The organism is Ruegeria sp. SAZA006 (genome assembly GCF_059613465.1).
This window is the reverse complement of the sequence record NZ_JBXWSO010000017.1, coordinates 210,048-222,222: the sequence shown is the minus strand read 5'-3', so window position 1 is coordinate 222,222 and position 12,175 is coordinate 210,048. Positions and strand designations below refer to the sequence as shown.

Below are 12,175 nucleotides of genomic sequence, written 5' to 3'. Positions count from 1 at the left end.
GCCCACTTCGTTTGCGGACTGGCCTTTGCGCGCGCGCTGGTCTATCCCGCGATGCAACACCTGCTCTGTGAAAGGCTGCCCCATGAGCTTTGAAACACCCGGACCGGTCGAGGCCCAGCTGCGCGACGCGATCAGCCCGATCGAAGAGATCATCGAAGAGGCGCGCCAAGGCCGGATGTACATCCTGGTCGACCACGAGGACCGCGAGAACGAAGGCGACCTGGTGATCCCGGCGGAATTCGCCGATGCCGAGGCGATCAATTTCATGGCCACTCATGGCCGCGGGCTTATCTGCCTGCCGATGACGGCCGAGCGGATCGACCGGCTAGGCCTGCCGATGATGGCCGTGAACAACTCGTCGCGGCACGAAACCGCCTTTACCGTCTCGATCGAAGCACGCGAAGGCGTTAGCACCGGCATTTCCGCCGCCGATCGGGCGCTGACCATCGCCACCGCGATCAACGAGCAGAACACCATGGCGCATCTGGCCACGCCCGGCCATGTCTTTCCGCTGCGCGCCAAGCGGGGCGGGGTGCTTGTGCGCGCCGGCCACACCGAGGCCGCCGTGGACATTTCGCGCCTCGCCGGGCTGAACCCCTCGGGCGTGATCTGCGAGATCATGAAGCCCGACGGCACCATGGCCCGACTGCCCGATCTGGTTGAATTCGCCAAGGAGCATGGGCTGAAGATCGGCACCATCAGCGATCTGATCTCGTACCGCGCGCGCCACGACAATCTGGTGGTCGAGACCGCGCGCCGGATGGTCACGTCTGAATATGGCGGTGAGTGGGAGATGCGGATCTTCACCGATCAGACCCACGGGATTGAGCATTTGGTGATGATCAAGGGCGACATCAGCACGCCCGAGCCCGTCCTGACCCGCACCCACGCGCTGCACGAGGCCTCGGACATTCTGGGTCTTGGCCCGAAATCGCCGCAGGAACTGCCGCGCGCGATGGAAAAGATTGCCGCCGAGGGGCGGGGCGTGGTCTGCCTGTTCCGCAACCCGCGCAACTCGCTGTACGCGGCCGAGGACGAAGGCCCGCGCACCATCAAGCAAACCGGTCTGGGCGCGCAGATCCTGTCCAAGATGGGCATAAAGGAACTGGTGCTGCTGACCGACTCGCCGCAGACGAAATACCTGGGTCTGGACGCCTTTGGTCTGTCCATCGTCGGGACCCGCTCGATTTTCAAGGATGACTGAGCATGGCTGAGCAAGACAAACACGGCGTTCTGCCGACCCCGAAATTCGAGGACCCGGTCAAGCTGCTGATCGTCGTGGCCCCGTTCTATCGCGCCATCGCCGACGACCTGGTTCGCGGCGCCAAGGCCGAAATCGAGGCCGCCGGCGGCAGCTGCGAGGTGGTCGAAGTGCCCGGTGCGCTCGAGATCCCGACGGCGATTGCCATGGCCGACCGCCAGTGCAACTTCGACGGCTATGTGGCGCTGGGTTGCGTGATCCGGGGCGAGACCACGCATTACGAAACCGTCTGCAACGATTCCAGCCGCGCAATCCAACTGCTGGGCCTGCAGGGCCTGTGCATCGGCAACGGCATCCTGACGGTTGAAAATGACGCGCAGGCCGACGTGCGTGCAAATCCGGAAAAAATGAACAAAGGTGGCGGCGCGGCGGCTGCGGCCTTGCATCTGATCGCACTCAGACGTAAGTGGGGCGCTTCGAAAAAGGGCGTCGGATTCAAGCCGCCGTCCGAGTCCATCCTCGTGGCGGGCGACAGCAACGGATCAACGACAGCATGACCCAGACAGACACGCCGAAACCGGCAAACCGGAAACGCCTGATGAAATCCGCCGCGCGGCTGTATGCCGTGCAGGCGCTGTTCCAGATGGAGCAGTCGGGCCAGACGACCGAGCAGGTGGTCAACGAGTTTCTGGATCACCGGTTCGGCGCGGTCTACGAGGGCGACGAGATGCTGGAAGGCGACAGCTCGGTCTTCCGCAAGCTGGTGGATGACGCGGTGAACTATCAGGCGCCGATCGACCAGATGACCGACCGGGCGCTGGTGGCCAAGTGGCCGATCTCGCGCATCGATCCGACCTTGCGGGCGCTGTTCCGCGCGGCCGGCGCCGAGCTAAGCCAGAGCGACACGCCGCCCAAGGTGGTCATCACCGAATTCGTCGACGTGGCGCGGGCCTTCTTCCCCGAAGGCAAAGAGCCGAAATTCGTCAACGCGGTTCTGGATCACATGGCCCGCGAGGCCAAACCCGAGGCGTTCTGACGCGCCACGGGCGATTTTACCCGGCATGAAATTGCGCTAGACTCCTGTCGTGTGAAGGAGGTGCGTCATGCCGAAACTGATCCGTCTTTACATCACCCAGGTTGCACTGGGGTTTGTGATCTCGGCTGTATTTGTCGCGGTGCTGCTGCTGTTGAACGTGGCCAACCTGCGTCACCTCATCACCGGGTCCGACATTGGCTTTATCGCGCTGATCATGATCTGGTTCATGAACGGGATCGTCTTTGCGGGCGTCCAATTCGCCTATGCGATCATGAGCATGGCCGAAAAGCCCAAAGGCCCTCGCGGAGGAACCCCGGTTGCGGTCAAGCTGGAACCTTTGCGCGTCGAAGCGCGCCGGTCGTGATGGGTGGTTGCTGACGCTTGCAATTGGTCTACCCCTGACATTTGATGCGCAAGCGTATCGAAGTGTCCATGAAAGACCGTTTCCTTGACCAAGCCAAGTTATGAAGACGTCATAAATTCGCCGGCGTTTCTGGATGATCTGTCAAGTTTGAATCAGGCGATTGCAGATGGGCTGAAACAAGCAGGCGAGCCAGTCGCGATCAATGGAAACGTGTGCTATGCACACATGCAGGAAAACTTTCACAAATCCGATCTCGCGCCGTCGATGGAGCCGAAACGGCGTGCTCTTCATCGGCTGGCACAGGAAAGCAATTGCTTTGCCGAGGTCGGAGTGGCGGGCGGTCACGCGGGTCTGTTGGCGCTGCACTCGAACCCCGGTTTGAAGTATATCGGCATCGACCTTGGACAGCGTTTGCGCGCCTCGTGGCCGCCGGTCGACATCTATGTGCCGATTGCATTCCGATGGTTCGAAAACCGCTTCCCTGATCGCGTGAAGTTCTACCTCAGGCCAGCGATCGAAGGGCTTGAGCATGCGGTTCAGGATCGGCCGTTCGGCCCGATCGACCTGTTGCACTTGGATGCGCAGAAGAACAGCAGGATCGCCGAGCTGGATGCGGTCTGGCCTGGCCTGGCTGACAGATGCTACTTGATTCAGGGAGACAACCGAAACGGCCATGTGCGGGCAAGCTCGGCCCTTTTGGTCCAGCAAGGGCGCGCGCGGACGGTCAACCTCGTTGGGCCGGAAACCCTGCACAGCGCGAATTTCGGCCTTTTGGAGACCGGTCCGGGCGTTGCGCGCAACGGACTCAGCCTGGACGTGCTTGCCCATCAGCGCATTCTTGTGTGCGTGTGCCATCAGGATGATGAAACGCTGTTTGCCGGCTCACTTCTGGCGCATCTCAAGGGGCGTGCCGAAGTTTTCGTCGCAAGCTTCTTCCGCCCTGCATCCAACCGTAGAGACACCGACACGCGCGAGGCAGCGATGCAAAAGGTGTGCGAAATGATTGGTGCCACCCGGGTGCAACTGCCCTTTGCGGTCGAAAGTGATTACCCGAGGCTGCGCCGTTTTATTCGCATGCCAACCGACGATGGCTTGCCAGAACCCGAAATCGTCCGGCCATTGCGCCGCCATCCGTTGTTTGGACTGTTATCTGGATCTGCCTATGCGTTGATGAAGCAGTTCGCGCCGACAACCGTCATCACTCACAACCGAGTTGGCGAATACGGGCATGTCGAACACGTGCTGTTGCATCATGCGGTCAAGCAGGCATCTGCACGTTACACGGACGCCCAGATGTTGACGTTTGGATTGAACCTGCCAGCGGCAGATTTGACCGTGCCAAGCCTGCCGGAGCAAAAAAACAGATTGTTTGACTGCTATATGCCGCAATGGAACGGACGCAGGCTTTATGATTTTGCTCTGGATGACGAAACCTTCGCACGGGTCGATCCGCAGGAATTCACCTGATCGGAAGGCGGCGGGACCACCAGGCAACCGTGCGGTTTTGATTCCCGAGGACCTGTATGTACAGGTGGGCGCCAGGTAAACGGGCCAGGACCCGAACAGAGCCAGCTCCCTCGGAATTGCTTAAGGCCACCGGAATGCTACCAGTCACGAGAAGGGCAGAACCCGCCAAGGGCGTAAGTAGGGCGCAACACTGAGTTGCACAAGGGGCTTGCACAACAGTTTTTTGGTCTGGGTCGTGCGGAAGTTGATTGTGGGGGCAAATCTTGGGCATGCGGGCCGGGTCAAATCCGGGATGATGATCAACACCTGCCAACTTGACAATTTGTTCACTAATTGTTCACACTCTGCGTATGACAGTTGAACTTCAGCCCGGACAAAGACTGGCCAGGGGTGTCTCTCGACACCTTGTGACGCACGGCTTTGTTTCGATTGAGGAATTCGTACCGACTCGCGGGTTGCGCGTTGACGTCATGGGGTTGGGGCCAAGGGGCGAGTTTTGGGTGATCGAGTGCAAGTCCAGCCGGGCCGACTATATGTCCGATTCGAAGTGGCAGGGTTATCTGGATTGGTGCGACCGCTTCTTCTGGGCAGTGGACACGGACTTTCCCACCGAGCTGCTGCCCGCTGAAACCGGACTCATCATTGCGGATGCTTATGACGCCGAGATCGTACGCATGTCCCCCGAGGCCAAGTTGGCCGGGGCAAGACGCAAAAAGATGATCCAGAAATTTGCCATGGACGCCGCGCGGCGGTTGCATGGCCTGCGTGATCCGCGGCTTTGATTTCAGCCTTTGACGGCGCGTGCGGCCTGTGCTGCGGCGCGGATCTCGTCGGCGATTTCCTCGGCTTCTTCCGGGTCGAAATCCATGGGGATTTCAAGCTCGCCCGCCTCGATGAACAGGCGTACCATTCCATGGTCGGTCGGACCGATCTGAAGGTTCGCTTCGATGTCACGTTCGGTATTGATGCCCATTCTCGCCTCCGGGGACTGAGCGTTTCTGCTAGCCTGCAACGCAATGGGAATCAAGCGGAGTGTGTGGCCGATGCCGCAAGGAGACAATGCTGTGATCCGACCGTTTCGGGACGATGACCGCGATTGGCTGGTCGAGCGCCACGGAACGCTTTACGCGCGGGATGAAGGGTTTGACGAGAGTTTCGCCCCGCTGGTGGCCCGTATTCTGGACGAATTTGTCGCCGGGCATGATCCCCAACGCGAGAGGGGATGGATCGTTGAAAGTGACGGAAGGCGCCTTGGTAGTATTTTCTGTGTCGCGCTGGATGAAACCACCGCCAAACTGCGCCTTTTTCTGCTGGAACCCGACGCGCGGGGCAAGGGGCTTGGGGCGCGGCTTTTGATGACATGCATGGGTTTTGCACGATCCGCAGGGTACACGTCGATGGTCTTGTGGACCCACGAAAGCCACAGGGCTGCCTGCAAGCTGTACCGGGCCCATGGATGGCGCCTGACCGACAGCAAACCGGTTCATTCCTTCGGCGTCGATCTCATCGAACAAAGCTGGTCAATTCGACTTTAAGGCTCTTGCAATCCCCGAACGCGTTCGTTAAATCGCCCCTCACGAGTGCCGCCTTAGCTCAGTTGGTTAGAGCGCTGGATTGTGGATCCAGAGGTCCCCTGTTCAAGCCAGGGAGGCGGTACCATCTCCCCTCGACAAAACTGCTCGTCCGCCGCCTGTGACTGTGCGCTTTATTTCCGTCACGCCGGTGAGGATTACAGAGGCCGGCCGCACGAGATTCGCCGCACAACCGGTGGAATTAGATTGGTTTTTACTGCTCCCCTTTGCGCCGGAAGCCGTAGGTTTGGGATTGTGCGAGAGGGCAATGGACCCCGGATGGAACCTGTCATCTGCTTCAGTGGTGCTATGTGCACTTGCGTCTGAAGGTCGGGTGCGCGTGTAGCGGTGCACCAGTTGGAGCAGACATTCCCTCGCACGGAATTCGACCCTCGCAGCATTGGTGCGCTTTGTGTAAGAAGAAGGTCAAAGGCAGTTCGGGAACAGGCGTAAATGTCTCAGACCATTACCGTATTCACGACGATGAAGAACGAAGGCCCCTACATGTTGGAGTGGGTCGCATTTCATCGGACTTTGGGCGTCGATCACTTTGTGATCTTCACCAATGACTGTGAGGACGGTACCGACAGAATTGCACAACGCCTTGAGCAGATGGGTTTGGCATCCCACGTCCCAAATGCTGTGCCTGAGGGTGGAAATCCCCAGCACCAGATGCTCCGGCGGGCACGGCGGCATCCCAAGGTCAAAGAAGCCGACTGGCTGATGTGCCTTGATGTCGATGAGTTTTGGAACATTCGATGCGGCGACAACAGTTTCGCGGCCTTGATTGATGCTGTCGAACAGAAGGCGGGACAATCGGTAGACGCCATTTCGTTTGCATGGCGGTTGTTTGGGACGTCGGGCAATATCAGTTTTGACGACACGCCCGTGACTCGGTCATTTTGCATGGCCGATCAGGAGTTTCCTTATCATTCGGGCCGCGCATATGGTCTGAAAACGCTGTTTCGGAACAATGGCAAGTTCACTCGGTTCGGTCCGCATAGACCCAAGGGCATTGAAGAGGGCAAAGAGGCCGAGGTCGCATGGTCGGACGCCGGCGGAAATCTGTTTCCGGCCCAGAATGTCGGTTGGCGCGCCTGGAGGAATTTTGACCATTCCTTCGGACGGCTCCATCATTATTCCGTTCGATCTCTGGATGGCTTTCTTATCAAGCGGGACCGGGGGCGGACCAACCACGTAAAGGTGGATCAGGGGCAATCCTACTGGTCGGACATGAATGCAAACAAGGTTCAGGACACCTCGATCCAGCCGATCGCCCAGCGTGCAGCACCGTTGCTTGACGAACTCAAATCGGATCCCGAGCTGCGCGAATTGCACGAACGGGCCTGCGACTGGCACCGCGCTAAAATCGCCGAGATCAAGATGCGCCCCGATTGGGTGGAGTTCCGGTCTTGGCTGGTCGACAATCTGGTGTGACGGCCATGGCGGACGATCTGACCAAAGCGCAGCTGCAACCTGACCACCCGGATCGGAAGAGCGGCTATGAACGCATTCTGACCGATCCGCCTCCGCCTTGGTTTGTCGAGATTTACCCCGGCGGGGACGGGAAGGGGTTTCTGCAAAAGCTCGACCGTCACTCGGTTCTCTTCCACCAGCGTGACCCGGCGCGGCTGGTCATCAGTTTTGACAATATTGCAAATGCCAATGACCTGTCCTTTGCCCGCGAGCCGTGGGGCTGGAAGTTTTTCCGGGACGAGGGATGGTCCCATCTGGGCGTGATCGCCCGCACAAAGGCATGGTATCGCGACCCTGAAATCATCGGTTATTTCGAGGACAAGGCGCGCGAGGGGTTTTTTGACCAGTTCGATCAGGTCGTGTTTGCCGGAGCGTCCATGGGAGGGTTCGCCGCGTTGACCTTCTCGGCGCTGGTGCCGGGTGCGATCGTCATTGCTTTCAATCCTCAGACCACATTGGACGAGCGGCGGGTCCCTTGGGAAACTCGCTATCGGTTCGGTCGTGTCCAGGACTGGGATCTGCCGCTGAGTGACGCTGTCGAAACCGTTCAGGCCGCCGCCCGGGCCTATGTGTTTTTCGACCCGTTTTTTGACTTGGACAGGCAACAGGTCACACGGCTGCAGGGCGGCAATGTCGTTCTTCTCAAAACCTGGTTCGCCAACCACTTCGCCGCACCAATGCTGCGGAAACTCAATCTTTTGAAGCCGGTGATGCAGCAGGCGATGTGCGGGGCCCTGGAGCCGTCCGAGTACTACAAGATGATGCGTGCGCGCCGAAGGTTGCCGATCTACATGCGCGGCATTGAAGCCGTGGGCGAAGAACGTCACCCAAAGCTGGTAATGGCCGCCCGCCAGCGGTTCCGGGCTATGCGCCGGGCTATGGCGGCAGGGGACGCGTCATGACGCCCAAACGGGGCGTGTTCATCGGCCAGCGCAAGGACCGCATGGGTGCCCGACTGCTGATGATGCTGACCTGCATACGCCTGGCCGAGGATTTCGACGCGGATTATCGGGTCAACTGGTTTCCACCGGGGGCTGATGCCCCCGAACTGGACAACCCGGAAGAGCTGTTCGATCCCGAATGGATCAAGTCTCAATTTCTGGATCAGAAAACTCACGATCGGCTGGCGAAGGATGCGCTGCCGGTCTGGAGCTTTTTGGGCGACGCGACGCCCGATCGGTTGATGGCGCATCTGGCCGCTGGCCGTTCGGTCTTGGTCGAAGAGGGGTTCGAGGTTCTTGCCTTTCCTTGGGAGGATATTGAGGCGATCCGCCCGCGCTACCGCGAGTTCATTCACCGTATCGGGTTCACTCCGCATATCCGGCACATCATGGAGCTTGCCGATGCCAGGCTCTCGGGGCAGGGCGTTTCTGCCTACCATATCCGGCGCGGTGACATCCTGAACGCGCTGCCCTGGAAGCACACCACCTGGCCGGCAAAGGTCGAGCCGGAAGAACTCTACGATATGCATCTTTCCAAGAGGCAGGACCGGCCCGCGATCATGTTCTCGGACCAGCCCGAGCTGATTGCGCGGTTTCAAAAGCGTTATCCGAACCTGATGCAGATGTCCGACATTGCGGACCTGTCGGGAATGACCCGAGCACAGCGCGACTTTCTCGAGCTTTACGCGATGTCCCGGGCCGAGCAGGTGATCGCTCCGTTCATCTCGGCCTTTTCCATGGCGGCCGCACGGATATCGGGGCAGCAAAGACTGGTATTCCGCGATGTCCTGACCGAGGCCGAACTGGACGAGGCGAACGAAAACGTCATCCGGCGCGTGGCGCAAGGGCCCGAGACTTTTCTGAACCCGTCCGAGGCCGCCCATGTCTATGCCAAGGCCGCGCAATACCTGTGCGCTCAGGATCGGTGCCAAGAGGCTTATGATCTGGGTCAGCCCATCCTCGATGCCGGGGCGGACAACGCTTTTCTGCCCCTGTTGCAGGCGTTGAACGCGTTTTACCTGGGCAAGTGGAAGGAAAGCGAGCAGCTGGCCCGGGACGGGTTGGAAAACCCGCATCTTTGGCCCGAAGATCACGCGGTTCTGACCGCGTTGCGGGGGGCCATTCTTGGCGCCAGAAAGAAACGCTGGGCTGCCGGGCGTCATTTCGCAAAAGCGTTTTGGGCCAAGCCGTTGCGACCCGATGTTGTAGTTTTGGGTTCGCGCATGCTGTACCGCGATCAACTGCCCGTTCGACTGTTTCCGCCCGTGGATTGGGCCCTGCAGCGAAAGTTGCGCCAACGTCGGTTTCCGCCGTTCAACAACCTGTACCTTGTCCAGCACAAGGTGATCGTGAGGGCGCCCTGCAATTTCGACATGATCCTGCTTGATTGGTCCGATCTTTCCCTGGACCAGCGCGCCAGGCGGCTGCAGGACAGCGGTCCGCGCCTGCAAGCTTTGTGGGCCGGGCTGACTGCGAACGACGACGTGCCGGGACTGGACCCCGCTGTGGAAAGCCTGTCATCGTTGCTGCAATGGCGCATGGGCGAGGTTGCCGTCGAGGCGGCAATTGATGCCGCCCGGGACGTGGTTCTTCGGTGCCCTGACAACCCTCTGTACCACAAACGTCTTGCCGAGCTTTATGCGGATGCAGGTGACCGACGACAGGCGCGATTGACTATGGCCGAGGCGCTGGCTTGTGACCCTGACAGCGCGTTTCTGGTTTTCGCGATGGGGCAACTCTTGGCGCGCATCGGCGCTGAAGAGCAGGCCGAGGCGCAGATCCTGCACGCGGCCGAGCTGGACGACATCACCGCTGCCATTCAAGGGGCCGCGGGTCAGATTTGCCTGAAGCGTGGTGAAAAACAGCGGGCGCAAGTGTTTCTGCAACGGGCCAAGGCGTTGTGCCCAACCTACAAACGGTTTTCCAATCAACTCAAAAGGGCAGAAGGGTAACATGCGGGCCTTTCGCGATATCCAGCACCATTCAGGGTCATCTGTGTGCAAACACACCCAAGGTTTCGGCTTGGTCACCGCCTGCAATGGAATTAGTCTGCCGGGCAAACACTGGTCTTGCGTGCCCGCGTCCGGCCTGCATGGCACCAAAAACTGAGGCAAAAATGGTCGATCAGCCCCCCCGCTTTGTCAGCGTTACCCCGATGAAGAACGAAGGCCCGTTCGTTCTGGAATGGGTCGCGCACAATCAGGCTATTGGCATCGACCAGATGGTCGTGATGACGAATGACTGCACGGACGGGACGGATGCGCTGCTCGAGCGGCTCGACCAGCGCGGGGTTCTGATCCATGTGGACAACAATTCCCGTCGCGCAACAAGCCCTCAGAAACGCGCGTACAAACGCTTTTTGCAAATGGAGATCGCGGGTCCTGAAGACTGGGTGATCGTGATCGACGCCGACGAGCAAATCAATGTGAAGACGGGCGACAACACACTGAAGTCATTGGTTGATGCTGTGCCTGATGCCAAGATGATTTCAATGACCTGGCGGTTGTTCGGCAATGCCGGAGTGGTTCAATACGAAGACAGGTTCCTGTCCGAGCAATTCCGCCATGCTGCCCCCGAACGCAAACCCAGACCGGCGCAGGCATGGGGGTTGAAGACGATGTTCCAGCGGCACTTGTGGGATGTGATCGGTGTTCACCGCCCCAAACGTCCGACGGTCGACCGCATGGAAGACTGCCATTGGTACAATGGTTCGGGTCAGCCAATGCCCGAGCGCTATTTTACAAGCAGTTGGCGTTCGGCGCGGGACTCGGTCGGATATGACCTTGTGCAACTCAACCACTACGCTCTGAAGTCCTGCGAGAGCTACTTGGTCAAGAAAGTGCGGGGACGGGCTCATCACACGGGCGACAGCCTCGGCTTGGAATACTGGAACATCATGAATCAGAATGCGGTGGTCGAGACTTCGATCGATGCGATTGCCGCGCGCAAGCGGGACTGTTTCGACGACCTGATGTCGGACCCCGAAACGGCCCGGCTGCACCGCCAGTCCTGCGAACTGCACCGCAAACAGATATCGGAACTGCTGGGCACGTCCGAGATGCAGGAGTTGATGCATCAGATGACCACGCAGGCCGATACCGTCACAAAAGGTGCAACCTGATGCTGTGGTTGCATTTGGGGATGCCGAAGACCGGGACGACGGCATTGCAGTCCTATCTGCGCAACAATGCGTCGGCCTTGTCGAATGCCGGGCTCAGATACATGGAGGCCGGACGTCGCAGACCGGAAGGTGACGATCGCCCCAAGGTCAGCCATAATCTGTTGGCGTTCCACATGAACCAGTCCGCAGAGCCGATGGACAAGTACCGTGAGGCCGTCGCGCGCGAGTACGAGGCACATGGCAGCAAGGCCTGCCTGATGTCGTCGGAAATGTTCTATTCGGCCGATCTGGAACGGCTTGCGCAGCTCTTTACCGAGATACCCGCACGCGAAATGCGTGTGGTATTCTATTGTCGCCGCTACTCCGATTTCTTCGAGGCGGATTACAAGCAGCGGGCCAAAAATGGCCGTTTGCCAGCCGACGGTTCAGCCTTGATTCGGGACCGGTTGGCGAAGATCGAGGCCGAGCCTCACTCGGTTTCTTTTTCCGGCGCGGTTACCCGAATCCGCAACGCGTTCCCGGGTGTCACGGTTGTGCCGGCACTCTATGATCGCAACGAAATGCTGAATGGCAATATCGTCGATGACTTCCTGAACAAACTGGGCGTGTCGCGACCCGGAGGTGAGGTTGCCAGTGAGCCTGCCAATCCAACACTGTCCCGCGCTGCAAGTGAAGCCTTTGGCGTTGTCACGCGAGCCATCGGGCGCAAGCGTAGCCGCCAACTGCGTCGTCAGGTGCCCAAAGAACCCATCATGTTCCGGCGCCACGACGTTCTGGAACCCGAGGAACGGGCATGGCTTGATACCTATTTGACCGAAGCCGACGAAGGATTTCGGGCTGAATTCTTTCCCGACCGGGACACTCTGTTCCAGCCGGTCTGGCTGAGCCCGGACGAAGTCAGGTTTCGTCGTGATGCACCGGACGAGATCGTTGCGTTCAAGCAGGCTGCAGAAATTGTGTTCAGAATGGCCTTGGGTGAATAGGCTGGCGGCGCCACA

Annotated in this window: 13 protein-coding genes and 1 tRNA gene; 13 read left to right on the top strand and 1 reads right to left on the bottom strand. The window is 59.5% G+C overall.

Features of this window, described 5'->3' with window-relative positions; translation table 11 throughout:
- The first annotated feature begins 82 nt into the window (after positions 1–82).
- From ribB to AC2FNZ_RS18920, 6 genes are all read left to right on the top strand, one after another.
- Positions 83–1,204: a 3,4-dihydroxy-2-butanone-4-phosphate synthase gene (gene ribB, locus AC2FNZ_RS18945; RefSeq protein WP_093961762.1), complete on the top strand. Its 1,122-nt coding sequence runs from the start codon at positions 83–85 to the stop codon at positions 1,202–1,204.
- Positions 1,205–1,206: 2 nt separating this feature from the next.
- A complete protein-coding gene (locus tag AC2FNZ_RS18940; RefSeq protein ID WP_496841638.1) occupies positions 1,207–1,758 on the top strand; it encodes a 6,7-dimethyl-8-ribityllumazine synthase in 552 nt (183 codons plus the stop codon).
- Positions 1,755–2,237, top strand: coding sequence for a transcription antitermination factor NusB (gene nusB / locus AC2FNZ_RS18935; RefSeq protein WP_170363703.1), 483 nt, complete (start codon positions 1,755–1,757; stop codon positions 2,235–2,237). Before AC2FNZ_RS18940 ends, nusB begins: the two co-directional genes overlap by 4 nt.
- Before the next feature lie 67 nt (positions 2,238–2,304).
- A complete protein-coding gene (locus AC2FNZ_RS18930) occupies positions 2,305–2,601 on the top strand; it encodes a hypothetical protein (protein ID WP_496841637.1) in 297 nt (98 codons plus the stop codon).
- Positions 2,602–2,955: 354 nt separating this feature from the next.
- Positions 2,956–4,068 (top strand): PIG-L deacetylase family protein, encoded by a 1,113-nt coding sequence (locus AC2FNZ_RS18925; protein WP_496841636.1) that lies wholly within the window; start codon positions 2,956–2,958, stop codon positions 4,066–4,068.
- Positions 4,069–4,418: 350 nt separating this feature from the next.
- On the top strand, positions 4,419–4,850 hold the full coding sequence (locus AC2FNZ_RS18920; RefSeq protein ID WP_093961767.1) for an MmcB family DNA repair protein: 432 nt from the start codon (positions 4,419–4,421) through the stop codon (positions 4,848–4,850).
- A gap of 2 nt (positions 4,851–4,852) precedes the next feature.
- On the opposite strand, the gene AC2FNZ_RS18915 is transcribed toward AC2FNZ_RS18920, so the two are convergent.
- Entirely contained in the window at positions 4,853–5,041 is a 189-nt protein-coding gene (locus AC2FNZ_RS18915; protein ID WP_093961768.1) for a DUF6324 family protein, read from the bottom strand.
- Between the two features lie 70 nt (positions 5,042–5,111).
- Here AC2FNZ_RS18915 and AC2FNZ_RS18910 point away from each other — a divergent pair, with 70 nt between their 5' ends.
- The 7 genes from AC2FNZ_RS18910 to AC2FNZ_RS18880 all read left to right on the top strand — a co-directional run bounded on the left by AC2FNZ_RS18910 (position 5,112) and on the right by AC2FNZ_RS18880 (position 12,160).
- Entirely contained in the window at positions 5,112–5,603 is a 492-nt protein-coding gene (locus AC2FNZ_RS18910; protein ID WP_093962926.1) for a GNAT family N-acetyltransferase, read from the top strand.
- A 47-nt stretch (positions 5,604–5,650) separates the two neighbouring features.
- A tRNA-His gene (locus AC2FNZ_RS18905) sits at positions 5,651–5,727 on the top strand.
- A gap of 365 nt (positions 5,728–6,092) precedes the next feature.
- Positions 6,093–7,076 carry a glycosyltransferase family 2 protein gene (locus AC2FNZ_RS18900; protein ID WP_093961769.1) on the top strand — a complete coding sequence of 328 codons (984 nt, stop codon included), beginning with the start codon at positions 6,093–6,095 and terminating at the stop codon, positions 7,074–7,076.
- A gap of 5 nt (positions 7,077–7,081) precedes the next feature.
- Positions 7,082–8,017: a hypothetical protein gene (locus AC2FNZ_RS18895; RefSeq protein ID WP_496841633.1), complete on the top strand. Its 936-nt coding sequence runs from the start codon at positions 7,082–7,084 to the stop codon at positions 8,015–8,017.
- Complete coding sequence (locus tag AC2FNZ_RS18890) at positions 8,014–10,008, top strand: hypothetical protein (protein WP_496841632.1); 1,995 nt, start codon at positions 8,014–8,016, stop codon at positions 10,006–10,008. Before AC2FNZ_RS18895 ends, AC2FNZ_RS18890 begins: the two co-directional genes overlap by 4 nt.
- A 164-nt stretch (positions 10,009–10,172) precedes the next feature.
- Positions 10,173–11,177: a glycosyltransferase family 2 protein gene (locus AC2FNZ_RS18885; RefSeq protein WP_496841631.1), complete on the top strand. Its 1,005-nt coding sequence runs from the start codon at positions 10,173–10,175 to the stop codon at positions 11,175–11,177.
- A complete protein-coding gene (locus tag AC2FNZ_RS18880) occupies positions 11,177–12,160 on the top strand; it encodes a hypothetical protein (protein WP_141138456.1) in 984 nt (327 codons plus the stop codon). Before AC2FNZ_RS18885 ends, AC2FNZ_RS18880 begins: the two co-directional genes overlap by 1 nt.
- Positions 12,161–12,175: the final 15 nt, after the last annotated feature.

Bases quoted from the DNA above. Each gene is read 5' to 3' on its own strand.
- ribB (WP_093961762.1), top strand. From the start codon at position 83: ATGAGCTTTGAAACACCCGGACCGGTCGAGGCCCAGCTGCGCGACGCG.
- AC2FNZ_RS18940 (WP_496841638.1), top strand. From the start codon at position 1,207: ATGGCTGAGCAAGACAAACACGGCGTTCTGCCGACCCCGAAATTCGAG.
- nusB (WP_170363703.1), top strand. From the start codon at position 1,755: ATGACCCAGACAGACACGCCGAAACCGGCAAACCGGAAACGCCTGATG.
- AC2FNZ_RS18930 (WP_496841637.1), top strand. From the start codon at position 2,305: ATGCCGAAACTGATCCGTCTTTACATCACCCAGGTTGCACTGGGGTTT.
- AC2FNZ_RS18920 (WP_093961767.1), top strand. From the start codon at position 4,419: ATGACAGTTGAACTTCAGCCCGGACAAAGACTGGCCAGGGGTGTCTCT.
- AC2FNZ_RS18915 (WP_093961768.1), bottom strand. From the start codon at position 5,041: ATGGGCATCAATACCGAACGTGACATCGAAGCGAACCTTCAGATCGGT.
- AC2FNZ_RS18910 (WP_093962926.1), top strand. From the start codon at position 5,112: ATGCCGCAAGGAGACAATGCTGTGATCCGACCGTTTCGGGACGATGAC.
- AC2FNZ_RS18900 (WP_093961769.1), top strand. From the start codon at position 6,093: ATGTCTCAGACCATTACCGTATTCACGACGATGAAGAACGAAGGCCCC.
- AC2FNZ_RS18895 (WP_496841633.1), top strand. From the start codon at position 7,082: ATGGCGGACGATCTGACCAAAGCGCAGCTGCAACCTGACCACCCGGAT.
- AC2FNZ_RS18890 (WP_496841632.1), top strand. From the start codon at position 8,014: ATGACGCCCAAACGGGGCGTGTTCATCGGCCAGCGCAAGGACCGCATG.
- AC2FNZ_RS18885 (WP_496841631.1), top strand. From the start codon at position 10,173: ATGGTCGATCAGCCCCCCCGCTTTGTCAGCGTTACCCCGATGAAGAAC.
- AC2FNZ_RS18880 (WP_141138456.1), top strand. From the start codon at position 11,177: ATGCTGTGGTTGCATTTGGGGATGCCGAAGACCGGGACGACGGCATTG.